We start from the raw sequence: 24,247 nt of genomic DNA, 5'->3' as shown, positions 1-24,247 counted from the left end.
GGCCAAAAGGTCGCCTTTTTTATTTGAGCTGATTACAATTCAGCTAATTATGTTTTTATCGCGCCAATACGGCACATTCAATCACAGGCACTCTTTATGACTACAGATACCATTGTCGCTCAAGCTACCGCACCGGGTCGTGGCGGTGTCGGTATTATTCGCGTCTCAGGCCCTTTAGCTGAGAAAGTGGCACTTGAAGTGGCAGGCAAGGCGCTACGCCCTCGTTACGCGGAATACCTGCCATTTTGCGACGAAGCAGGCAAACAACTCGATCAAGGCATTGCACTCTTCTTCCCTAACCCTCACTCCTTTACTGGTGAAGATGTTTTAGAGCTGCAAGGCCACGGTGGTCCCGTAGTCATGGATATGCTGATTAAACGCATTCTAAAAATTGACGGCATCCGTACCGCACGTCCTGGCGAATTCTCAGAGCGCGCTTTCCTGAACGATAAGTTGGATTTGGCGCAAGCAGAAGCGATTGCAGACCTTATTGATGCCAGCTCAGAAGAAGCGGCGAAATCCGCGCTGCAATCACTGCAAGGCGCTTTCTCACAACGTATTAATACCTTGGTCGATTCTCTTATCTATCTGCGTATCTATGTTGAAGCGGCGATTGATTTTCCAGAAGAAGAAATTGATTTCTTGGCCGATGGTAAAGTCTCTGCGGATTTACAAGCCATCATTGATAATTTGGCAGCGGTGCGCAAAGAAGCCAACCAAGGTTCGATTATGCGCGAAGGGATGAAAGTGGTGATCGCTGGACGCCCGAATGCGGGTAAATCCAGTCTATTGAATGCATTGTCAGGTAAAGAGTCAGCCATTGTGACCGATATTGCCGGCACAACACGTGATGTTTTACGTGAACATATCCATATTGATGGCATGCCACTGCACATTATTGATACCGCTGGCCTTCGTGAAGCATCCGACGAAGTTGAAAAAATTGGTATCGAACGCGCTTGGGATGAAATAAAACAAGCCGATCGCGTATTATTTATGGTTGATGGCACCACCACTGATGCCACCGATCCAAAAGAAATTTGGCCTGATTTTGTTGATCGTTTACCAGATAACATCGGTATGACGGTTATTCGCAACAAAGCGGATCAAACAGGTGAAGATCTTGGTATTTGCCATGTTAATTCTCCAACATTAATCCGTTTATCGGCTAAGACTGGCCAAGGGGTCGATGCACTGCGTAATCACCTAAAAGAGTGTATGGGCTTTGCTGGCGGCCACGAAGGCGGCTTTATGGCACGTCGTCGCCATTTAGAGGCACTAGAGAAAGCAGCAGATCATCTCGATATTGGTCAACAGCAGCTTGAAGGCTATATGGCTGGAGAGATTTTGGCTGAGGAGCTACGTATTGCTCAGCAACACCTAAATGAAATCACCGGTGAGTTTAGCTCAGACGACTTACTTGGACGCATCTTCTCTTCATTCTGTATCGGTAAATAATGCAAAAACGCGCCCTTGAGGCGCGTTTTTTAATTCAATCTCGCTAACGTTTTTCCTAACGAAGCATTGGTAATAAGGAAATCAAATGATTCATATCATTACTGGCAGCACCTTAGGGGGTGCAGAGTATGTCGGTGATCATCTTAGTGATCTGCTGATAGAAAAGGGCTTTGAAACAACGATCCATAATCAACCTAATTTGGATGAGATCAAGAACGATGGCGCTTGGTTGATCATCACTTCAACCCATGGTGCTGGGGATTACCCAGACAACATTCGCCCTTTTATTCAAGCGCTACAGACAACACCACCTAAAATGTCAGAGGTGAAATTTGCAGTATTAGCGATTGGAGATTCAAGCTATGACACCTTCTGTGCGGCAGGTAAACACGCTCATGATTTGCTGCTAGATATCGGCGCAAATGCCATTTCTGATTGTTTTACCATCGATATATTGGCTCATTCTGTCCCAGAAGACGCCGCTGAAGCTTGGTTAAGTGACAATATTAACCAGTTATAGGTCCAATTTTGCTTAACAAGGTCAGCTCTCGCTGGCCTTTTTTTACGTCTGTGGATAGAAACAGACAGCTTGGTTCGATTCAAGCGAACAAAAAACAACCGAACGGACTGTGTATAACTAGTACGTTATCCGGTGATTAACCTATAGTTATCCCAATAACAACTTTGATCATCACGACCCCCTGTGTATAACTACCCTTTTTGATCCCAGCTAATCCTCATCATGATCAAAGTAAGATCACATGATATGATCCATAAAAGATCCATGATCTTGTTGATCATTTTTCACTTATCCACAGAGATCGTCGATCCTAATAATAGATCTAATAAAAGATCATATATATAGATCTTATATATATTAACTTCGCCCACTAAACTTAAAAAACACAAAAGCCTTTTTCTCTCTACACGAAAGCAGGTAGAATATCGCTCTTTTATCTGTCCGAATTATCTGAATACCAGAGGTCAGTTCATGCTTTATCACGAAAACTTTGACGTCATTGTTGTTGGTGGCGGTCACGCAGGAACGGAAGCCGCACTCGCATCAGCGCGTACAGGGCAAAAAACCCTCTTACTCACCCATAACATTGACACTTTAGGGCAAATGTCTTGTAACCCTGCCATTGGTGGTATTGGTAAAGGTCATCTTGTCAAAGAAGTCGATGCTATGGGCGGATTAATGGCACAAGCCATTGATCATGCTGGTATTCAATTTCGCACTCTCAATGCATCAAAAGGTCCAGCGGTACGTGCTACTCGCGCTCAAGCGGATCGAGCGTTGTACAAAGCGTACGTTCGCGATGCTTTAGAAAATGCGCCAAACCTCACCTTGTTCCAACAATCAGTCGATGATCTTATTGTTGAAAACGATCAAGTGATGGGTGTTGTAACCCAAATGGGCCTTAAATTCCGCGCTAAAGCTGTTGTATTGACCGTTGGCACCTTCCTTGGTGGTAAGATCCATATCGGTATGGAAAACAGCGCAGGTGGCCGCGCAGGCGATCCTCCTTCGATCGCTCTTGCCGATCGTCTACGTGAAATGCCATTCCGTGTTGATCGTCTAAAAACCGGTACTCCACCACGTATCGATGCTCGTAGTGTCGATTTCTCAGTGTTGGAAGCGCAACACGGTGATAACCCAACGCCTGTATTTTCGTTTATGGGTTCACGTACTCATCATCCACGACAGATTCCATGTTTTATCACTCATACCAATGAGCGTACGCATGATGTTATTCGTAACAACCTTGACCGCAGCCCGATGTATGCTGGTGTGATTGAGGGTATTGGCCCACGTTACTGTCCGTCGATTGAAGACAAAGTGATGCGTTTTGCGGATAAGAACAGTCACCAAATTTTCATTGAACCTGAAGGTTTAACCACACACGAACTCTATCCAAATGGTATTTCCACCAGCTTACCGTTTGATGTTCAAGTACAAATTGTTCGTTCGATGAAAGGCTTTGAAAACGCCCATATCGTGCGTCCAGGTTACGCAATTGAGTATGATTTCTTTGATCCTCGCGATCTGAAACATACCTACGAAACCAAATTTATTAGTGGTTTATTCTTTGCTGGTCAAATCAACGGTACCACCGGCTACGAAGAAGCGGCGGCACAAGGTTTGATGGCCGGTTTGAATGCGAGTCTCTTCAGTCAAGACAAAGAAGGTTGGAGTCCACGCCGTGATGAAGCTTACGTTGGCGTATTGATTGACGATTTGTCGACCATGGGTACCAAAGAACCATACCGCATGTTTACCTCACGTGCTGAATACCGTTTGTTGCTGCGTGAAGATAATGCCGACCTACGTTTGACGGAAAAAGCCCGTGAACTTGGCTTGATTGATGATGCTCGTTGGGCACGCTTCAACGAGAAAGTGGAGAACATGACGACAGAGCGCCAACGTTTGAAAGAAACGTGGATGAATCCAAATTCTGTCGGTATTGATGCGCTAAACAGTGTGCTGAAAACGCCAATGGCGCGTGAAGCTAGCGGTGAAGATCTTTTGCGTCGTCCTGAAATGACGTATGCACAATTGACTCAGCTTGATGCATTTTCTCCAGCACTGGAAGATCAGCAAGCGGCTGAGCAAGTTGAAATTCAAGTCAAATACGACGGTTACATTAAGCGTCAACAAGAAGAAGTGGAGAAATCACTTCGTCATGAGAACACGAAACTGCCCGTTGATCTTGAATACAGCGATGTGAAAGGTTTATCGAATGAAGTGGTGCTTAAGCTAAACGACGCCAAACCAGAAAGTATTGGTATTGCATCGCGTATCTCCGGTATCACGCCAGCTGCGATCTCTATTTTGCTCGTGCATCTAAAAAAACACGGCTTATTGAAAAAAGGCGAGGAAGCTTAATGTCGCTATTACGCCAAAAGCTTGATCAATTAATTGATCAAACAGATTTATCCGTGACGGATCATCAACGTGACCAGTTAATTGGTTACGTTGAAATGCTCAATAAGTGGAATAAAGCCTACAACCTGACTTCAGTACGCAATCCAGAAGAAATGTTGGTGAAACATATTCTAGATAGCATCATTGTCAGCACTCATTTAGAAGGTGAGCGCTTTATCGATGTCGGTACCGGCCCTGGTTTACCTGGTATTCCATTGTCGATCATGTGCCCAGAGAAAGAGTTCCATTTATTGGATAGCTTGGGTAAGCGTATTCGCTTTATCAAGCAGGTTGTGCATGAGTTAAAAATCGAAAACGTGACGCCGATTCAAAGTCGAGTGGAAGAGTATCTACCTGAAGAGAAGTTTGATGGTGTACTAAGCCGAGCCTTTGCTTCAATGTTAGATATGGTTGAGTGGTGTCATCATTTACCGAAAGAAAACACCGGTCGCTTTTTAGCATTGAAAGGCCAATTATCACAGGATGAGATTTCAGAGCTCCCAGAGTGGTGTTATGTGACCGATGTCAAAGCTTTGCAAGTTCCTCAATTGGAAGGTGAGCGTCATCTAGTAATCTTATCGCGCAAGGAATAATAGCGAGGTAGATCGTGGGAAAAATTGTAGCCATTGCCAACCAAAAAGGCGGTGTTGGAAAAACAACGACTTGTATAAACTTAGCCGCATCTATGGCCGCGACTAAGCGCAAGGTATTGGTTATCGATCTTGACCCTCAAGGCAACGCGACTATGGCCAGTGGTGTCGATAAGTATCAAGTTGACGCCACTGCTTATGAGTTGCTTGTTGAAGATGTGCCGTTTGAAGAAGTCGTGGTGACGAAAACGTCTGGCCACTACGATCTTATCGCTGCAAATGGCGATGTGACGGCCGCTGAAATTCGATTGATGGAAGTGTTTGCGCGCGAAGTTCGCCTAAAGCAAGCGCTTGCGTCGGTTCGCGATAACTATGATTTCATCTTTATCGATTGTCCTCCTTCTCTAAACCTTCTTACAATCAATGCGATGGCGGCTGCAGATTCTGTGCTAGTGCCAATGCAGTGTGAGTACTTCGCACTAGAGGGTTTAACCGCGTTAATGGATACCATTAGTAAACTCGCAGCTGTTGTAAATGAGAATCTCAAAATCGAAGGGCTACTACGAACGATGTATGACCCTCGTAACAGACTGTCTAATGAAGTATCTGATCAATTGAAAAAACACTTTGGTGACAAAGTGTACCGCACCGTTATTCCTCGCAATGTTCGTCTCGCAGAAGCGCCAAGCCATGGTAAGCCTGCGATGTATTACGACAAATATTCTGCTGGAGCCAAAGCCTATTTAGCGCTGGCTGGCGAAATGTTACGTCGCGAAGAAGTACCTGCATAAATCATCATAATTTAAGGAACGTAAACTCATGTCTAAACGTGGTTTAGGTAAAGGGCTTGATGCTCTTCTTTCGACCAGTTCATTGGCGCGCGAAAGACAGCAAACAGCCATCAATAGCCAAGCTTTGTCTAGCAATGGTGAGTTAACGGAACTTAGCGTAACCAGCTTACGCCCAGGCGTGTATCAGCCACGCAAAGATATACAGCCAGAAGCGTTAGAAGAGTTGGCTGCCTCTATTGAGTCACAAGGCATTATCCAGCCAATAGTGGTTCGTATGGTGGAAGGTGGCCGTTATGAGATCATTGCCGGTGAAAGACGTTGGCGTGCGGCGAAAAAAGCCGGCCTTAGCCAAGTACCGTGTTTGATCAAACGCGTCGAGGATCGTGCTGCGATCGCGATGGCATTGATCGAAAATATTCAGCGTGAAGATCTGAATGTCATCGAAGAAGCGCAAGCATTAGAGCGCTTACAAAATGAATTTTCACTGACACATCAACAAGTCGCTGATGTGATTGGTAAATCTCGAGCTGCTGTGAGTAACATATTACGTCTAAATCAGCTCGAAAATGATGTAAAGAGTTTAGTCTCTGGTAATCAGCTTGATATGGGGCATGCTAGAGCTCTATTGGCCTTAGAAGGTGCTCAGCAGATTGAAATTGCTCAGCATGTCGCGCACAAAAATCTGACCGTTCGCCAAACCGAGCAGTTAGTGAAAAAGTGTCTACAGCCTCAGGTTGAAGTAAAAAGCGTGTCACACGACGAAGAAACCCAACATATGTCACAAAAATTGAGTGAAATGCTGGGTGCAAAAGTGTCGATTGTCCGTTCTAATAACGGCAAAGCAAAAGTCACCATTAGTGTGGAAGAGCCCGAAAAGCTGGCACAATTGATTGCCAAGTTAGAGAGCTAGATGAGATAATTGATCTCAATCAATTTATGCAAAAAACGAATTTTTGTGTAAAAGTTGTCGGTTTGTAAACAAAATTGTAACTTTTTGCTGTGTTTTCATTGCATTCAGTTCGACTCACCGTATAATTTTTGCAAATTTCCTCAGCGTCTAAGGATGTCTCGCTGTGGATTTTACTAGAGGTACGAATACATGGTAGCTGCGTTGGCTAGACCAGGACGAGAGCTTGCTAAGCAATTGTTAATGATCCAGCTTGGCGCGGTTACATTAGTGGCGGCGGGAATGGCTGCGACTGTGAATGTTGAATGGGGTCTTTCTGCACTTATTGGCGGCGGCATTTTTGTCATTGCTAATGCGGTGTTTGCTTTATGTGCTTTTGCATTTAGCGGCGCGCGGGCAGCAAAGAAAGTTGCAGCATCTTTTTTTACAGGTGAAGCGCTAAAAATCCTTATCACAGTAGCTCTCTTCTCTCTTGTCTACATGTATATACAGGTGGAACTTGTTCCCCTAAAACTAACCTATTTACTGGCACTAGGTATTAATATCTGTGCGCCAGTGCTATTCATTAACAACAATAAATAGGATGAGTTATGGCTGCGCCAGGTGAAGCGCTAACACAATCCGGATATATTGCCCACCACCTCTCTAACCTCTCTTTAGCTAAGTTAGGTTTAGTAGCGGAAGAAGCAAGCTTCTGGAATGTACATATCGATAGCCTGTTATTTTCTTGGTTTACTGGTTTAATTTTCTTAGGAATTTTTTACAAGGTCGCGAAGAAAGCAACAGTCGGTGTACCAGGTAAGCTTCAGTGTGCTGTAGAAATGATCGTTGAATTTGTCGCGGAAAACGTCAAAGACACGTTCCATGGACGCAACCCTCTGATAGCGCCTTTAGCACTAACTATCTTTTGTTGGGTATTTTTAATGAACGTGATGGACTTAGTTCCTATCGATTTCTTACCTTACCCAGCAGAGCATTGGCTCGGAATCCCTTACTTGAAAGTGGTACCGTCAGCTGATGTGAACATCACCATGGCTATGGCACTAGGCGTATTCGCTCTGATGATTTACTACAGCATCAAAGTGAAAGGTCTGGGCGGCTTTGCAAAGGAATTGGCTTTACATCCATTCAATCACCCAATCATGATCCCGTTTAACCTGCTGATTGAAGTGGTATCGCTACTGGCGAAACCTCTATCACTTGGTATGCGTCTATTCGGTAACATGTTTGCTGGTGAGGTTGTATTCATCCTTTGTGCGGCAATGCTACCATGGTACTTACAATGGATGGGCTCACTACCATGGGCAATTTTCCATATTTTGGTAATTACGATTCAAGCATTCGTGTTCATGATGTTAACTATTGTTTATCTATCAATGGCACACGAAGATAGTGATCATTAATTTTTTTAAGCTTTTTATTTGGGCACATAAGCCAACAACTATAAATTGGAGATAGTAATGGAAACTTTACTGAGCTTTTCTGCAATCGCCGTAGGTATTATCGTCGGTCTTGCTTCTCTTGGTACAGCGATTGGTTTCGCACTTCTTGGTGGTAAATTCCTTGAAGGTGCAGCACGTCAACCAGAAATGGCTCCTATGCTACAAGTTAAGATGTTCATCATCGCTGGTCTACTTGATGCGGTTCCAATGATCGGTATCGTAATCGCGCTACTGTTCACTTTCGCAAACCCATTTGTGGGTCAACTAGCAGGCTAATTAACAACTCTGTTAATTGTATTTTTGTAGTTGATTCTTAAAAGGGAGTAGCTGTTGTGAATATAAACGCAACTCTGCTAGGTCAAGCAATCTCGTTCGCACTGTTTGTGTGGTTCTGCATGAAATATGTATGGCCGCCACTAATGAGTGCGATTGAAGAACGTCAGAAAAAAATCGCTGACGGTCTACAAGCGGCAGAACGAGCTTCTAAAGACTTGGACCTAGCACAAGCCAACGCTTCTGATCAATTGAAAGAAGCGAAGCGCACAGCAACTGAGATCATTGAGCAAGCGAACAAGCGTAAAGCTCAAATTCTAGATGAAGCTCGTGAAGAAGCTCAGGCAGAACGCCAGAACATTCTTAATCAAGCTGAAGCGGAACTTGAAGCTGAACGCAACCGTGCGCGCGATGACCTGCGTAAACAAGTTGCGACTCTGGCTGTCGCTGGTGCTGAGAAAATCCTTGAGCGTTCTATCGATATCGATGCGCAAAAAGATATTCTCGACAACATTACTGCAAAACTTTAAGTCTGGGGGCGCATATGTCTGATTTGACTACTATCGCACGCCCCTATGCTAAAGCAGCTTTCGACTTTGCAGTGGAAAAAGATCAACTAGACCAATGGGGTCAGATGTTGTCTTTTGCTGCTGAAGTTGCCAAGAACCAACAAGTAAAAGAGCTGTTAACCAGCTCTATGTCTGCCGATAAATTGGCAGAAATATTTGTTGCTGTTTGCGGTGAACAAGTTGATGCACACGGTCAAAACCTATTGCAGGTAATGGCTGAGAATGGTCGTTTAACGGCCCTTCCTGATGTAAGTGAGCAATTCTTCGCATTGAAGAAAGAACATGAGAAAGAAATCGATGTTGATGTTATTTCAGCATTTGAACTTTCAAGTGAACAGCTAGCAAACATCAGCAGCAAACTTGAAGTGCGTTTAGCGCGCAAAGTGAAGCTGACTTGCAGTGTAGATCAGGCCCTACTTGGTGGGGTAATAATTCGAGCCGGAGACCTAGTCATCGATGACTCAGCGCGTGGTCGTTTGAACCGCCTGAGCGATGCATTGCAGTCTTAATGGGGATTGGAGCATGCAACTTAATTCCACTGAAATTAGCGATCTAATCAAACAACGTATCGAATCTTTCGAAGTTGTTAGTGAAGCTCGCAACGAAGGTACTATCGTATCGGTAAGCGATGGTATCATCCGCATTCACGGCCTAGCGGACGTGATGCAAGGTGAAATGATTGAATTACCGGGTGGCCGTTATGCACTAGCACTTAACCTTGAGCGTGACTCGGTTGGTGCGGTTGTAATGGGCCCATTTGCTGACCTTAAGGAAGGCATGAAAGTTACAGGTACTGGCCGCATTCTTGAAGTGCCAGTTGGTCCAGAATTGCTAGGTCGCGTAGTGAACACACTAGGTGAACCTATCGATGGTAAAGGTCCAATCGAAGCGAAACTAACTTCACCTGTAGAAGTGATTGCACCAGGCGTAATCGACCGTAAATCGGTAGATCAACCTGTGCAAACTGGTTACAAGTCAGTTGACTCAATGATCCCAATCGGTCGTGGTCAGCGTGAACTTGTTATCGGTGACCGTCAAACTGGTAAAACAGCGATGGCGATCGATGCAATCATCAACCAGAAAAACTCTGGTATTTTCTCAATCTACGTAGCTATCGGTCAGAAAGCATCGACTATCGCTAACGTGGTTCGCAAACTAGAAGAGCACGGCGCACTAGCAAACACTATCGTGGTTGTGGCATCGGCTTCTGAATCTGCTGCGCTACAATACCTAGCGCCATACGCAGGTTGTGCGATGGGTGAATACTTCCGTGATCGCGGCGAAGACGCACTGATTGTTTACGATGATCTATCTAAACAAGCTGTTGCTTACCGTCAGATCTCTCTACTACTAAAACGACCACCTGGCCGTGAGGCATTCCCTGGTGACGTTTTCTACCTTCACTCGCGTCTACTTGAGCGTGCAGCTCGTGTAAACGAAGAGTATGTAGAGCGTTTCACTAATGGTGAAGTGAAAGGTAAGACCGGTTCTTTGACTGCGCTTCCTATCATCGAAACTCAAGCTGGTGACGTTTCAGCATTCGTACCGACTAACGTAATCTCGATTACCGATGGTCAGATCTTCCTACAAACTGAGCTATTCAACGCGGGCGTACGTCCAGCAGTTGACCCAGGTATCTCAGTATCTCGTGTAGGTGGTTCAGCGCAAACGAAAATCATCAAGAAGCTATCTGGCGGTATCCGTACAGCACTAGCTCAGTATCGTGAACTAGCGGCATTCGCACAGTTCTCGTCTGATCTTGATGACGCAACGAAGAAGCAGCTAGACCATGGTCAAAAAGTTACAGAGCTAATGAAGCAGAAACAATATGCTCCTATGTCTGTATTTGACCAAGCGCTAGTTATCTTTGCGGCAGAGCGTGGCTACTTGGCAGATGTTGAAATCAACAAACTGCTCGATTTTGAAGCTGCTCTACTATCGTATGCTCGCAGTCAATACGCTGAATTTGCAGCTGAGATCGACAAGACGGGTGCTTACAACGATGAAGTTGAAGCTCAGTTGAAAACACTGACTGACGACTTCAAAGCAACCCAAACTTGGTAATAGGTCGGTGGCAGTAATGCCACCAACTAATGGAGAGTAACGATGGCCGGCGCAAAAGAGATACGTAATAAAATCGGTAGTGTTAAAAGCACGCAGAAAATTACGAAAGCTATGGAAATGGTAGCCGCTTCAAAAATGCGTCGTTCTCAAGACGCAATGGAAGCATCTCGTCCATATGCTGAAACAATGCGTAAAGTGATCGGTCATGTGGCTAATGCAAATCTAGAGTACCGTCATCCGTACCTAGAAGAGCGTGAAGCCAAGCGTGTTGGTTACATCATCGTTTCGACAGACCGTGGTCTGTGTGGTGGTTTGAACATTAACGTGTTCAAAAAAGCCCTAACAGACATGCAAACTTGGAAAGAGCAAGGTGCTGAAGTAGAACTGGCTGTTGTCGGTTCGAAAGCAACGGCTTTCTTCAAGAGTAGCGGCGCGAAAGTGGCTGCTCAGGTTTCTGGTTTGGGCGATAGCCCAAGTCTTGAAGACCTTATCGGTTCTGTTAGCGTTATGCTTAAGAAATACGATGAAGGTGAACTGGATCGCCTGTATGTGGTTTACAACAAGTTTGTGAACACCATGATTCAGCAACCAACGATCGATCAATTGCTACCTTTGCCTAAATCGGACAGCGAAGAGATGCAGCGTGAGCACTCATGGGACTACATCTATGAGCCTGAACCAAAGCCTCTATTAGACACACTTCTAGTGCGTTACGTAGAGTCTCAGGTTTATCAGGGTGTCGTCGAGAACCTTGCTTGTGAGCAAGCGGCTCGAATGATTGCGATGAAAGCTGCAACGGATAACGCGAGTGACCTGATTGAAGATTTAGAACTTGTGTACAACAAAGCCCGTCAGGCTGCGATTACACAAGAACTGTCTGAAATCGTATCAGGCGCAGCAGCGGTTTAAGCTTAGGTTAAACGAAATAGTTTAGAGGATTAACGATGGCTACAGGTAAGATCGTACAGATCATCGGTGCGGTAGTCGACGTAGAGTTCCCACAGAGCGATGTACCTAGTGTATATGACGCTCTAAACGTTACGGACTCAAAAGAGCGTTTAGTTCTTGAAGTTCAGCAACAGCTAGGCGGTGGCATAGTTCGTTGTATCGTTATGGGTAGCTCAGATGGTTTACGTCGCGGAGTTGAAGTTGTAAACACTGGCGCTCCAATTTCAGTACCAGTAGGTACTAAAACCCTAGGTCGTATCATGAACGTTCTAGGTGACGCGATTGATGAGCGTGGTGAGATCGGTGCGGAAGAGCTTTACTCTATCCACCGTGAAGCACCAAGCTACGAAGAGCAATCAAACGAAACAGCACTTCTAGAAACCGGTGTTAAAGTAATCGACTTGATTTGTCCATTCGCTAAGGGTGGTAAAATCGGTCTATTCGGTGGTGCAGGTGTAGGTAAGACCGTTAACATGATGGAACTTATCAACAACATTGCATTACAACACTCAGGTCTATCTGTGTTTGCGGGTGTTGGTGAACGTACTCGTGAAGGTAACGATTTCTACTACGAGATGCAGGAAGCAGGTGTTGTAAACATCGAAAAACCTGAAGAATCAAAAGTAGCGATGGTTTACGGTCAGATGAACGAGCCACCAGGTAACCGTCTACGTGTTGCACTGACGGGTCTAACGATGGCAGAACGTTTCCGTGACGAAGGTCGTGACGTACTACTGTTTATCGATAACATCTACCGTTACACACTTGCAGGTACAGAAGTATCAGCACTACTAGGTCGTATGCCATCAGCAGTAGGTTACCAGCCTACACTTGCTGAAGAAATGGGTGTACTACAGGAGCGTATCACGTCAACTCGTCAAGGTTCTATCACGTCTGTACAGGCGGTATACGTACCAGCGGATGACTTGACTGACCCGTCTCCAGCAACAACGTTCGCGCACTTGGATGCAACGGTTGTACTTAACCGTAACATCGCAGCGATGGGTCTATACCCTGCGATCGACCCACTAGATTCTACATCTCGTATGCTAGATCCATTGGTTGTTGGTCAAGATCACTACGACACTGCTCGTGGCGTTCAGCAGACACTTCAGCGCTATAAAGAGCTGAAAGACATCATTGCTATCCTAGGTATGGACGAGCTATCTGAAGCTGATAAGCAAGTTGTATCTCGTGCACGTAAGATTGAGCGTTTCCTAACTCAGCCTTACCACGTAGCAGAAGTATTTACAGGTGACCCAGGCGTATACGTATCTCTTAAAGAGACTCTACGTGGCTTTAAAGGTCTACTAGCTGGTGAATACGATGACATTCCAGAGCAAGCGTTCATGTACTGCGGTACGATTGACGATGCAATTGAGAATGCTAAGAAGCTATAAGGCTAACTAGGAGGCGATATGGCAGCAATCCCTTTTCATCTAGACGTTGTTAGTGCAGAGAAAAAACTTTTCTCTGGCCTAATTGAAACGTTTCAGGTGACCGGTAGCGAAGGTGAACTTGGTATTTTCCATGGTCACACTCCGCTGTTGACCGCTATCAAGCCTGGTATGGTGCGTATAGTTTTACAAAACGGCCATGAAGAAATTATTTATGTTTCTGGTGGTATGATAGAAGTACAACCAAGTACAGCAACTGTACTGGCTGATACGGCTATCCGTGGTGAAGAGCTAGACGCAGCGAAGGCAGAAGAAGCCAAACGTCGCGCTGAAGAGAATATTCAGAATCAGCATGGCGATATGGACTTCGCACAAGCGGCCAGTGAACTGGCTAAAGCCATTGCTCAGCTACGAGTTATCGAGTTGACGAAAAAACGCCGTTAATTTGCATTAAAGGTGTTTTATAAATGATAAAGGCGGTCATTAGACCGCCTTTTTGTTTATCTGTTGGCAAATTTTTAAATGTGGCATTAACTATTACCAGTGACATGTTTACAATAAGCCCCTAATTATAAATCGACGTCTACGGGTTAAATAATGAAATTCAGTGCTGTAATTCTTGCCGCGGGTAAAGGTACCCGTATGTACTCCAATATGCCAAAGGTTCTGCATACATTGGCAGGCAAACCGATGGCAAAGCATGTGATTGATACTTGTGCCGGACTGGGTGCGCAAAACATCCATCTAGTGTATGGCCACGGCGGCGATCAAATGCAAGCGACCTTGACGGATGAGTCGGTTAACTGGGTATTGCAAGCTGAGCAACTGGGTACTGGCCACGCTGTGGATCAGGCCTCTTCTGAATTTGCCGACGACGAAAAAATTCTGGTGCTTTACGGTGATGTACCACTGATCTCTTCAGAAACGGTTGAGAACTTATTGGATGCGCAACCAACGGGCGGTATTGCACTGCTTACGGTGGTATTAGACAACCCAATGGGCTATGGCCGTATTGTGCGTAAAAATGGCCCTGTAGTGGCGATCGTGGAGCAAAAAGATGCGACCGATGAGCAGAAATTAATTAAAGAGATTAACACGGGTGTGATGGTTGCAACCGGTGGTGATCTAAAACGTTGGTTGGCGGGCTTAAACAACAATAACGCTCAAGGTGAATACTACCTAACCGACGTGATTGCGGCAGCGCATGAGGAAGGTCGTGCAGTTGAAGCGGTTCATCCGGTCAACCCGATTGAAGTAGAAGGCGTTAACGATCGTGCTCAGCTTGCTCGTTTAGAGCGTGCCTTCCAATCGATGCAGGCGCAGAAACTACTTGAGCAAGGAGTGATGTTACGTGACCCAGCTCGCTTTGATTTACGTGGCCAACTGCAATGCGGTATGGACGTTGAAATTGATGTTAACGTGATCATTGAAGGTTCCGTCTCCATTGGTGATAACGTAGTGATTGGTGCCGGTTGTGTACTGAAAGATTGTGAAATCGATGACAATACTATTATTCGCCCATACAGCGTGATTGAAGGCGCGACGATTGGTGAAGAGTGTACCGTCGGTCCATTTACTCGTCTTCGCCCTGGTGCCGAGCTGCGTAAAGATGCGCATGTGGGTAACTTTGTTGAAGTTAAGAATACTCGCTTAGGTGAAGGTTCAAAAGCTAACCATCTTACTTACCTTGGTGATGCTGAAATCGGTCAACGAGTGAATGTTGGTGCCGGTGTGATTACCTGTAATTATGATGGTGTGAACAAGTTTAAGACCATTATTGGCGACGATGTATTCGTTGGTTCTGATAGTCAGCTTATTGCTCCTGTGACGGTTGCAAATGGCGCAACTATTGGTGCTGGTACCACATTAACCAAAGATGTCGCTGACGGTGAGTTAGTGATCACTCGCGCGAAAGAGCGTAAGATCACTGGCTGGCAACGTCCGGTAAAGAAAAAGTAATCGTGCTGGCTGCGCCACTCATTTACTAGATACGAAAAAGCCGCTCACTGAGCGGCTTTTTTATTTGTATGGATTATACCGTGCAGATTATTTTTCGTCACTGACAACACGAGAGTTGTCTGGTGCGGTGAAATGGTTGGCAAGTTCACGGTTAGAAACGACATATCCAATCCACATGCCACCCATACAAATCACGATTGCAATACCCGTCACCACGAGCGCTTGGCTTGCCATTGATGCAACAAGCGCACTCGCTAGACTGCTTACACAGATTTGTAAGCTATTCTGCAAACCCGCTGCGGTTGCTGGGCTCTGTTTTGCACTGCCTAGAGCGCGGCTTACTACGATTGGGTACATAGCACCGTTTGCCACCGCGATTAAACAGAACGGCGCTAGGATTGGCCAGATAGAGCTTAGCTGCCACTGTGAAGCAACAAAAATCATAATGGCTGAAGTACTGAACAGCGCAATCAATTGACGAAGAATCTTTTCATCACCGTATTTCGCAACGGCACGCTTACCGAAGTAACCACCGACCATAAACGCGATGGTTTGTGGAATGAAGCTAAGACCAATATCTTTTGCTTCGTAGCCCAGCTTTGCCATGATTTCTGGCATACCGGTTAGGTAAGCAAAGAAAGCAGCAGAAGCAGTAGCAAACATCATTACGTTACCAAGATAGGTCTTTGAGCTCAGTAGCGCTTTAATGTCACCTTTAATTGAGGTTTGTTTCACTTCAACGTGTTCTTTTGGCTGCATCAGTGTTGCCGCTGCCAGTAATACACCGATCAAGGTTAGGCAGACAAAAATCGAGTGCCAACCAAAGTTGTCAGCCAGCAGTACCCCTAGCTGAGGTGCTAAAGCTGGCGAAAGTGCGACCAAAGGCATAATGGTGGCAAAGACTTGTTGGCTAGTACTCGCTTCATAGCGTTTGATGACCATTGCTTGCCAAATAACCGCAGGGGCACACACACCAATCGCTTGAACAAAGCGTAGGCTCAGTAACTGCCATACTTGCTCACTAAACGCTAAACCGAGTGATGCGAGAGTAAAGACAATCATACCGGCGAATAGTGTATTACGGTGGCCATATTTATCGGACGCTAAGCCCCACAGTAACTGACCACTTGCCATGCCAACCAAGAAAATGGTTAACGATAGTGCAATTTGCTCTGGACCGGTCGCAAAGTCGATTTCCATCGCTTTGAATGCTGGAAGATACATATCGGTCGCAACAAAGCCCAACATGGACAGTGCAGCAAGGTAAAAAAGTTGTAGTTTGGATACTGTCATAATTATATTCAAAAAAATTGATTGATTAACGACCTTGCTAGTGTCGTTTTAATAAGGGTTATTATTCTATTTTTGATTGTATTGAATTAGAAACGTTAAAAATTGCGGTTATCAATCAAAAAATTTGAAAGCTAACTAGGCTCGGGCTAGGCTAGGTGATGGATTATTTCGGTTTGTTGGTATAGAAGTATGTTTTCAAAGTCGTCATTAGAAATGCTCGACACCGTCGCGCGTTTAGGTAGTTTTACCGCCGCAGCTGAAGCGCTCCATAAAGTGCCTTCGGCGATCAGCTATGGTGTGCGTCAGATTGAGCGAGATCTCGGTGTGGTGCTGTTTCGCCGCTTACCACGTAAAGTGGAATTAACCACTGCTGGGGAATTGTTTATTGTCGAAGCACGCAGCATGTTGAGACAGATGGAGGAACTGACAGCGCAAACTCGTCGTGCAGCTCATGGCTGGCAAAAAACACTGCGTCTTACACTCGATAATGTCGTTAAGCTGGATAAGATGAAGCCTTTGATTGAAGACTTTTATCAGACCTTTCAACATGCAGAACTGCAGATCAATATGGAAGTGTATAACGGCTCTTGGGAAGCGATCTCCCAAGGTCGTGCCGATATTGTCATTGGTGCTACTTCAGCCGTCCCTGTTGGTGGTGATTTTGAAGTTCGAGATATGGGCCGACTTGAGTGGGCCTTTGTGATGTCGCCTTTGCATCCTTGTGCTACCGCGGAGAATTTAGAAGAAAGCTTCGTCAGTCAATTTCCCTCAATTTGTTTAGATGATACGTCTAATGTTTTACCGAAACGCCACAATGTCCATTACGCTCAGCAACGTCGCTTACTATTACCGAATTGGCATAGTGCAATAGAGTGTTTAAGAAATGGTGTCGGTGTTGGCTTTATGCCACGCCATATCGCTCAGCCTTTGATTAAAGAAGGGATGCTGGTGGAACGAGAATTGGCTGAACAGAACCCATTGAGCCAATGTTGTATGGTGTGGCGCAAGGATGATAATCACCGCATGATTGCGTGGATGGTGGATTATTTAGGTTCAAGTGAGCAACTTTATCGTGATTGGTTGCAATCAACATAGAACAATAGCCGAGTGAGCTATTGTTCTATTGCTGGTGTTGTTGCTGTTACGGGCGCTCAAAAATAGTAGCAATACCTTGGCCTAAGCCAATACACATAGTAGCAAGCCCATATTTCGCTTCCTTTGCTTCCATCAAATTGATCAAAGTGGTTGAGATCCTTGTGCCGGAACAGCCAAGTGGGTGACCCAATGCGATCGCGCCGCCATTCAAGTTGATCTTCTGATCCATGACATCGAGCAAACCAAGATCTTTGGCAACAGGTAGTGCTTGTGCAGCAAAGGCTTCGTTAAGTTCAACCACATCGATATCTGCAATGGTTAACCCCGCTCGCTTAAGGGCTTTTTGGGTTGCGGGTACTGGCCCATAGCCCATGATGGAAGGATCACAGCCAGCGATAGCCATCGATTTCACTCGAGCGCGAATGGGTAAATCGAGCTCTTTGGCTTTTTCTTCACTCATGATCAGCATAGCCGAAGCTCCATCTGATAGTGCTGAGGAGGTGCCAGCGGTGACGGTACCATTGACAGGATCAAACACCGGGCGAAGCTTTGCTAATCCTTCTACTGAGGTTTCTGGCCGGATCACCTCATCAAATTCTAAGCTAAACAAGCTACCATCTTCAGCATGACCTTCAGTGGCTAGAATTTCATTATTAAAACGGCCTTCAATCGTTGCTGCATAAGCTCGAGCGTGTGAGCGGGCGGCAAATTCATCTTGCTGATCGCGGCTTATTCCATGTAGCTTGCCCAGCATCTCTGCTGTTAAGCCCATCATACCTGCCGCTTTTGCCACGGTTTTTGACATGCCAGGATGAAAATCGACCCCATGATTCATTGGGACATGGCCCATGTGTTCAACACCTCCGACTAAACATATGTCGGCATCACCTGTCATAATGGCGCGGCTAGCATCGTGTAATGCTTGCATTGATGAACCACATAAACGATTGACGGTGACCGCGCCAATTTCTATCGGTAAACCGGCCAATAGAGCGGCGTTACGTGCAATATTGAAACCTTGCTCTAGTGTTTGCTGTACACACCCCCAGTAAATATCTTCGATTTGATGTGGATTTACGGTCGGATTACGTTTCAGCAATCCTTTCATTAAGTGCGCGGACAGATCTTCTGCACGAACATGGCGATAAGCGCCGCCTTTTGAACGACCCATTGGTGTGCGTAAGCAGTCAACAACGACGACGTTTCTTGTCTGTATAGTCATTTCGAATCCTTCCTAAATCGAACCTTGTTGTTGGCTGTCATAAAAACACTCACCTTTAGCTGCCATATCGACTAGCAGCTGTGGCACCTGATACATAGCACCAAGGTGTTGATGTTGTTTCGCTTGCTCTATGAACGTGTCGATACCCAGTGTGTCTAAGTAACGGAATACACCGCCCCTAAATGGTGGGAAACCTAAGCCATACACTAATGCCATATCGGCTTCTTGAGGTGAGGCGATGATGCCCTGTTCAAGGCACAGCACGACCTCGTTGATCATCGGAATCATCATGCGTTGAATAATGATGTCTTGTTCAAAATTTTGTTGGCTTGCACACACGTCGGCCAATATTGGAATAATCTCCTCAGAGAAGGCTTTGTTAGGTCTTCCTCTTCTATCAACACTGTATTGATAGAATCCATGACCATTTTTTTGCCCGTAACGATTGGCTGCAAATAATGCATCAATCGCGTCATTATCTTGTTTCGCCATACGTTCAGGGAAACCCTGCGCCATTACCGCTTGGGCATGGTGGGCGGTATCAATCCCAACGACATCCAGTAGATAAGCAGGGCCCATCGGCCAACCGAATTGACGCTCCATGATTTTATCAATGTGGGTAAAGTCTGCTCCGTCACGTAGCAATAAGCTAAAGCCAGCGAAGTAAGGGAAGAGGACTCGATTGACGAAGAAGCCTGGGCAATCATTAACGACAATCGGAGATTTACCCATTTTTGCCGCGTAAGCCACGACACGGTTGATGGTTTCTTCTGAGGTGTGTTCACCGCGGATGATTTCCACCAAAGGCATACGATGAACAGGGTTGAAAAAGTGCATGCCACAGAATTTATCTGGGCGTTGTAGCGATTTTGCTAATAGATTGATGGGAATGGTCGACGTATTTGAGGTGATGACACTATCGTCACTGACATACTGTTCAACTTCACTCAATACCGCGGCTTTGATTTTGGGATTCTCAACGACCGCTTCCACAACGATATCTACGTCATCAATACCAGCATAATGGAGAGAGGGGGTGATTGAGGCGAGAATACCTGCCATCTTGAAGCCATCAATACGACCGCGGGATAATCGTTTATTCAGCAGCTTAGAAGCTTCGCTCATGCCGAGATCAAGTGAAGATTGGGCGATGTCTTTCATTAAGACGGGAACCCCTTTTAAGGCAGATTGATAAGCAATACCTCCACCCATAATACCAGCACCCAGCACGGCAGCGCGTTGTGTTTCTTTGTTAGCAACTTTGGCAGACTGTTTTGCCAAGCTCTTAATATATTGATCATTGAGAAATAGGCCAACTAGGGCTTTGGCTTCTTCTGACTTTGCGAGTTTAACGAAGTGCTTACGCTCTATATCGAGCGCGTCATTGCGTTCCGCGCGAGCTCCTTCTTCTATCGCGGTCACGGCAGTCATGGGAGCGGGGTAGTGAGGCCCCGCTTTTTGTGCGACAAGACCTTTTGCAGTGGTAAAGCTCATCATGGCTTCTAGCTTACTCAACGTCAGCGCAGATGTTTTTTGTCGACGTCGTGCTTGCCAATCAATCTTTTCATTGATCGCTTGTTTGAGCGTAGTGAGTGCTGACTCGTGCAGTTGTTCGCTATCAACAATCGCATCCAAAAGGCCTACTTTAAGAGCTTCTTCAGCGCGGCAAGCTTTACCTTGGGTGATTATTTCCATAGCGCTATCAGCACCGATTACTCTAGGTAAGCGAACACAACCGCCAAATCCCGGCATGATGCCTAGCTTTGTTTCAGGCAACCCAATGCTGGTGGTGTTGTCTCCAATGCGGATATCGGTAGCGAGTACGCACTCACATCCCCCACCAAGCACATGACCTTTCAAAGCCGCCAGTGTGGGAAAAGGGAGATCTTCTAATTTGCTGAATATTTGATTTGCAAATTGTAACCACTGATCGAGTTCATCTTCTGGTTTCGCGAACAAACTTAAAAATTCAGTGATATCGGCACCGACGATAAAGGATGCTTTGTTAGACGTGAGCAGCAGTCCATCGATTCCCGCGGTTTGTTTAATGACATCCAGTGCGGCATCAAGTGATTCTAAAGTGGCAAGATCGAGTTTGTTCACCGAGTTGCTTGAGTTGAAGCAGATCTCGACGATACCAGATTGCACTTCCTTTACATGTAGAGTATTGGCTTGGTAAATCATGTCTATCTCCGTGACATACAATCTACGATTGGATTTATAGTTATTCTGGTAAGACCAGTTATTTTAGTGTGGACTGGAGGTAACGTTAATTCAACACAAAGATTAAACAAAATATTAACATTGTGATTTGTGTATTCCTTCTCTTCTATTGTTAAAGGCGCGTGATAGACTTGCCGCTATTGATTTACACTCCGGCAAATTATGAACACTCAGCCTTATTTAATACCAGCGCAGGCCGTTGTCTTTGAAGAAGAGATCAAAAAGAGCCATTTCATTACCTATTTAGCCCACACTCCAAGTATAGAAACCGCCAAAGCCTTCGTTGAACAAATCAAAACGAAACATGCGGATGCACGTCATAATTGCTGGGGGTTTGTCGCTGGTCGTCCTGACGATTCGATGAGGTGGGGATTTAGTGATGATGGCGAACCTTCTGGGACAGCGGGTAAACCTATTTTGGCGCAATTATCAGGTTCAGGCGTAGGAGAAATCTCTGCGGTAGTGACTCGATATTATGGTGGGATTCGCCTTGGTACTGGTGGGCTTGTTAAGGCATATGGTGGTGGCGTTCAACAAGCATTAAAGCTGCTTCAAACTATCGAGAAAAAAATCACCACATTAATCACGCTCCAGTTAGACTATGGTTTTATGCCTGTCGCACAATCATTGTTTAGTCAGTTCGGTGTGCAAGAAGTTGAGGCACAATATAGTGATGAAGTTACGCTTACCCTTGAAGTTGAAGTGCGCCAGTTAGAGGCGTTTAGCCAGGCGATAATCAATAAAAGTGGCGCTAAAGCCGTAATAACCCCAATTAACGGGAAATAACAGGAACTCAGAAGCCTAGCTTCACACGTCAATAATCAATGCAATTTCGATCTATTATCCGAATCGTAGGGCTATTGCTTGCCCTTTTTAGTGTCTCAATGTTGGCTCCCGCCTTGGTTGCTCTTATTTACCGAGATGGCGCAGGGGTTCCCTTTGTCACTACTTTCTTTGTGCTGCTATTTTTTGGCTTTGTTTCTTGGTTTCCTAACCGAAGGCATAAGCATGAATTAAAGGCGCGAGATGGCTTTCTGATTGTGGTGCTATTTTGGACCGTAATCGGTAGTGCCGGATCATTACCTTTTTTATTATCCGATAACCCTAACGTATCAGTGACAGACGCCTTTTTTGAATCATTTTCGGCACTGACAACAACCGGGGCGACCGTTATCGTCGGTCTTGATCATTTACCTAAAGCGATTTTGTTCTACCGCCAGTTCTTACAGTGGTTTGGTGGTATGGGGATCATCGTACTCGCTGTGGCTATTCTGCCTGTGCTGGGCATTGGGGGAATGCAGCTTTATCGCGCTGAAATTCCAGGCCCAGTTAAAGACAGTAAAATGACGCCACGTATTGCCGAAACAGCAAAAGCATTGTGGTACATCTACTTAAGCCTGACTATCGCCTGTGCTTTGGCGTTTTGGCTTGCCGGGATGACGCCATTCGATGCGATTGGGCATAGTTTCTCAACCATTGCGATTGGTGGTTTCTCTACCCACGATGCAAGCATGGGCTATTTCGATAGTTACGCCATTAATATGATTACCGTCGTGTTCTTATTAATATCGGCTTGTAACTACTCTCTACACTTTGCTGCGTTTGCTTCTGGTGGTGTGCACCCTAAATACTATTGGAAAGACCCTGAATTTCGCGCTTTTGTCTTTATTCAGATACTACTGTTCTTAGTTTGTTTTCTGATGTTGCTTAATCATTTGGCGGCAGATTCAATTTACGAAGTGTTTGACCAAGCGTTATTCCAGACGGTTTCTATTTCGACAACTGCAGGTTTTACCACGACCGGATTTGCTGACTGGCCACTGTTTTTACCAGTGCTACTGCTTTTTTCCTCCTTTATAGGTGGCTGTGCTGGGTCGACGGGGGGCGGCATGAAAGTGATCCGCATTCTATTGCTGACCTTACAAGGTGCGCGTGAACTAAAACGTTTGGTTCACCCTAGAGCGGTTTACACCATTAAAGTGGGCGGTAGTGCATTGCCACAACGTGTCGTTGATGCGGTATGGGGATTTTTCTCGGCTTATGCACTCGTATTTGTCGTTTGTATGCTGGCGTTGATCGCTACCGGCATGGATGAGCTTAGCGCTTTTTCTGCTGTTGCAGCGACGCTGAATAACCTCGGCCCAGGTTTAGGAGAAGTCTCCCTACACTTTGGTGATGTAAATGATAAGGCGAAATGGGTTTTAGTGGTGTCTATGTTGTTTGGTCGACTAGAGATCTTTACTCTATTAATACTACTAACACCGACATTTTGGCGTAGTTAAGGATATCTCTTGAAAAAAGCACTCTTTCTTTATTCTTCCCGTGAAGGACAGACGATTAAAATTCTCCACTATATAGAGGAGCAATTGGCGGGGTATCAGTGTGAACTCGTCGATCTACACCAAGTTGATACCGTGGACTTATCGCTTTATGACCGAGTGTTGATTGGTGCCTCGATTCGTTATGGACACCTCAATAAAAAGCTCTATCAATTTATCGAGCGTCATCAGAAACAACTGGATAGTCATAAGGTCGCCTTTTTTTGTGTCAACTTGACTGCGCGTAAAGAAGACCAAGGTAAAGATACGCCAGAAGGTAGTGTCTATATTAAGAAGTTCCAGCGACTCTCTGTTTGGCAACCGAGCCTTATTGGTGTGTTTGCTGGCGCCCTCTATTATCCTCGTTACAATCTGTTTGACCGCACAATGATTAAATTGATCATGAAAATGACCGGTGGAGAGACGGATACCAGTAAGGAAGTTGAATACACCAACTGGAATAAAGTGGCCGTTTTTGCGGAAAAATTTAAAAATATCTAAAGAAACTCTCTATTTTAGCCTTTTTAGTTCGATTTTTAGTCGAACAGTTTAAAAAGGCTAAAAAACTTAACTTTGGGGGTTGCCAAGCTGATCACAATCCCTATAATGCGCACTCACTGACACGGCAAGGCTTCGAAAGAAACGAAAGCCGAGTTAGCAAGGTTATTTAGCCAAGCAAGTTGCTTGAAAGAAGTTTGAAAAAAGTGGTTGACACTAAACTTCAAATCGCTAAAATGGCCGTCCGCTTGAGAGAACACATTCAAGCGATGCT

23 protein-coding genes are annotated in these 24,247 nt (G+C 45.3%); 20 read left to right on the top strand and 3 right to left on the bottom strand.

The window, feature by feature from the left end; all coding sequences use genetic code 11:
• Positions 1-96 precede the first annotated feature (96 nt).
• The 16 genes from mnmE (at position 97) to glmU (ending at position 15,324) form a co-directional block, all read left to right on the top strand.
• Positions 97-1,458, top strand: a complete 1,362-nt coding sequence (gene mnmE, locus RH88_RS14440; protein WP_005597286.1) for a tRNA uridine-5-carboxymethylaminomethyl(34) synthesis GTPase MnmE — start codon at positions 97-99, stop codon at positions 1,456-1,458.
• A gap of 85 nt (positions 1,459-1,543) precedes the next feature.
• The gene (mioC, locus tag RH88_RS14435) at positions 1,544-1,978 is read left to right on the top strand and encodes an FMN-binding protein MioC (RefSeq protein WP_005597284.1); all 435 of its coding nucleotides are present in this window, start codon (positions 1,544-1,546) and stop codon (positions 1,976-1,978) included.
• Positions 1,979-2,449: 471 nt separating this feature from the next.
• Complete coding sequence (gene mnmG / locus RH88_RS14430) at positions 2,450-4,345, top strand: tRNA uridine-5-carboxymethylaminomethyl(34) synthesis enzyme MnmG (RefSeq protein WP_005597282.1); 1,896 nt, start codon at positions 2,450-2,452, stop codon at positions 4,343-4,345.
• Positions 4,345-4,977 carry a 16S rRNA (guanine(527)-N(7))-methyltransferase RsmG gene (gene rsmG / locus RH88_RS14425; protein WP_005597272.1) on the top strand — a complete coding sequence of 211 codons (633 nt, stop codon included), beginning with the start codon at positions 4,345-4,347 and terminating at the stop codon, positions 4,975-4,977. Before mnmG ends, rsmG begins: the two co-directional genes overlap by 1 nt.
• Positions 4,978-4,991: 14 nt before the next feature.
• The gene (locus tag RH88_RS14420) at positions 4,992-5,765 is read left to right on the top strand and encodes a ParA family protein (protein ID WP_005597269.1); all 774 of its coding nucleotides are present in this window, start codon (positions 4,992-4,994) and stop codon (positions 5,763-5,765) included.
• A 28-nt stretch (positions 5,766-5,793) separates the two neighbouring features.
• Positions 5,794-6,675, top strand: coding sequence for a ParB/RepB/Spo0J family partition protein (locus RH88_RS14415; RefSeq protein ID WP_005597267.1), 882 nt, complete (start codon positions 5,794-5,796; stop codon positions 6,673-6,675).
• Between the two features lie 189 nt (positions 6,676-6,864).
• Complete coding sequence (locus tag RH88_RS14410; RefSeq protein ID WP_005597265.1) at positions 6,865-7,254, top strand: F0F1 ATP synthase subunit I; 390 nt, start codon at positions 6,865-6,867, stop codon at positions 7,252-7,254.
• 8 nt (positions 7,255-7,262) lie between these two features.
• On the top strand, positions 7,263-8,075 hold the full coding sequence (gene atpB, locus RH88_RS14405) for a F0F1 ATP synthase subunit A (protein WP_005597252.1): 813 nt from the start codon (positions 7,263-7,265) through the stop codon (positions 8,073-8,075).
• A gap of 57 nt (positions 8,076-8,132) precedes the next feature.
• A complete protein-coding gene (atpE, locus tag RH88_RS14400; RefSeq protein WP_005372317.1) occupies positions 8,133-8,390 on the top strand; it encodes a F0F1 ATP synthase subunit C in 258 nt (85 codons plus the stop codon).
• A 56-nt stretch (positions 8,391-8,446) separates the two neighbouring features.
• Positions 8,447-8,917 carry a F0F1 ATP synthase subunit B gene (gene atpF / locus RH88_RS14395; protein WP_005597251.1) on the top strand — a complete coding sequence of 157 codons (471 nt, stop codon included), beginning with the start codon at positions 8,447-8,449 and terminating at the stop codon, positions 8,915-8,917.
• 14 nt (positions 8,918-8,931) lie between these two features.
• The gene (gene atpH / locus RH88_RS14390; protein WP_005597250.1) at positions 8,932-9,465 is read left to right on the top strand and encodes a F0F1 ATP synthase subunit delta; all 534 of its coding nucleotides are present in this window, start codon (positions 8,932-8,934) and stop codon (positions 9,463-9,465) included.
• Between the two features lie 13 nt (positions 9,466-9,478).
• The gene (gene atpA, locus RH88_RS14385; protein ID WP_005597249.1) at positions 9,479-11,020 is read left to right on the top strand and encodes a F0F1 ATP synthase subunit alpha; all 1,542 of its coding nucleotides are present in this window, start codon (positions 9,479-9,481) and stop codon (positions 11,018-11,020) included.
• A gap of 42 nt (positions 11,021-11,062) precedes the next feature.
• Positions 11,063-11,929, top strand: a complete 867-nt coding sequence (gene atpG, locus RH88_RS14380; protein WP_005597248.1) for a F0F1 ATP synthase subunit gamma — start codon at positions 11,063-11,065, stop codon at positions 11,927-11,929.
• Between the two features lie 35 nt (positions 11,930-11,964).
• The gene (atpD, locus tag RH88_RS14375) at positions 11,965-13,368 is read left to right on the top strand and encodes a F0F1 ATP synthase subunit beta (RefSeq protein WP_005597247.1); all 1,404 of its coding nucleotides are present in this window, start codon (positions 11,965-11,967) and stop codon (positions 13,366-13,368) included.
• An 18-nt stretch (positions 13,369-13,386) separates the two neighbouring features.
• On the top strand, positions 13,387-13,809 hold the full coding sequence (locus RH88_RS14370; protein ID WP_005597246.1) for a F0F1 ATP synthase subunit epsilon: 423 nt from the start codon (positions 13,387-13,389) through the stop codon (positions 13,807-13,809).
• Positions 13,810-13,962: 153 nt separating this feature from the next.
• A complete protein-coding gene (gene glmU / locus RH88_RS14365) occupies positions 13,963-15,324 on the top strand; it encodes a bifunctional UDP-N-acetylglucosamine diphosphorylase/glucosamine-1-phosphate N-acetyltransferase GlmU (RefSeq protein ID WP_005597245.1) in 1,362 nt (453 codons plus the stop codon).
• Between the two features lie 87 nt (positions 15,325-15,411).
• Here glmU and punC read toward each other — a convergent pair whose 3' ends face one another.
• Positions 15,412-16,617: a purine nucleoside transporter PunC gene (gene punC / locus RH88_RS14360; protein WP_005597243.1), complete on the bottom strand. Its 1,206-nt coding sequence runs from the start codon at positions 16,615-16,617 to the stop codon at positions 15,412-15,414.
• Positions 16,618-16,806: 189 nt separating this feature from the next.
• Between punC and punR the strand changes: the two genes are divergently transcribed.
• On the top strand, positions 16,807-17,712 hold the full coding sequence (punR, locus tag RH88_RS14355; RefSeq protein ID WP_005597241.1) for a DNA-binding transcriptional activator PunR: 906 nt from the start codon (positions 16,807-16,809) through the stop codon (positions 17,710-17,712).
• Between the two features lie 46 nt (positions 17,713-17,758).
• Here the strand turns inward: punR and fadA are convergent, their stop codons facing one another.
• Positions 17,759-18,934: an acetyl-CoA C-acyltransferase FadA gene (gene fadA / locus RH88_RS14350; RefSeq protein WP_005597239.1), complete on the bottom strand. Its 1,176-nt coding sequence runs from the start codon at positions 18,932-18,934 to the stop codon at positions 17,759-17,761.
• Positions 18,935-18,946: 12 nt separating this feature from the next.
• The gene (gene fadB / locus RH88_RS14345) at positions 18,947-21,118 is read right to left on the bottom strand and encodes a fatty acid oxidation complex subunit alpha FadB (RefSeq protein ID WP_005597238.1); all 2,172 of its coding nucleotides are present in this window, start codon (positions 21,116-21,118) and stop codon (positions 18,947-18,949) included.
• A gap of 201 nt (positions 21,119-21,319) precedes the next feature.
• Between fadB and RH88_RS14340 the strand changes: the two genes are divergently transcribed.
• Genes RH88_RS14340 through hemG form a run of 3 tightly spaced genes read left to right on the top strand, consistent with a single transcriptional unit; the run spans position 21,320 to position 23,976 of the window.
• Positions 21,320-21,943: a YigZ family protein gene (locus RH88_RS14340; protein ID WP_005597237.1), complete on the top strand. Its 624-nt coding sequence runs from the start codon at positions 21,320-21,322 to the stop codon at positions 21,941-21,943.
• A 38-nt stretch (positions 21,944-21,981) separates the two neighbouring features.
• Complete coding sequence (locus RH88_RS14335; protein WP_005597235.1) at positions 21,982-23,439, top strand: TrkH family potassium uptake protein; 1,458 nt, start codon at positions 21,982-21,984, stop codon at positions 23,437-23,439.
• 9 nt (positions 23,440-23,448) lie between these two features.
• The gene (gene hemG, locus RH88_RS14330; protein ID WP_005597233.1) at positions 23,449-23,976 is read left to right on the top strand and encodes a menaquinone-dependent protoporphyrinogen IX dehydrogenase; all 528 of its coding nucleotides are present in this window, start codon (positions 23,449-23,451) and stop codon (positions 23,974-23,976) included.
• The last annotated feature ends 271 nt before the right edge of the window (positions 23,977-24,247 follow it).

The organism is Vibrio scophthalmi LMG 19158 (assembly GCF_000222585.1).
In the GTDB taxonomy this organism is placed as follows: domain Bacteria; phylum Pseudomonadota; class Gammaproteobacteria; order Enterobacterales; family Vibrionaceae; genus Vibrio; species Vibrio scophthalmi.
This window is presented reverse-complemented; position numbering and strand designations above follow the sequence as displayed.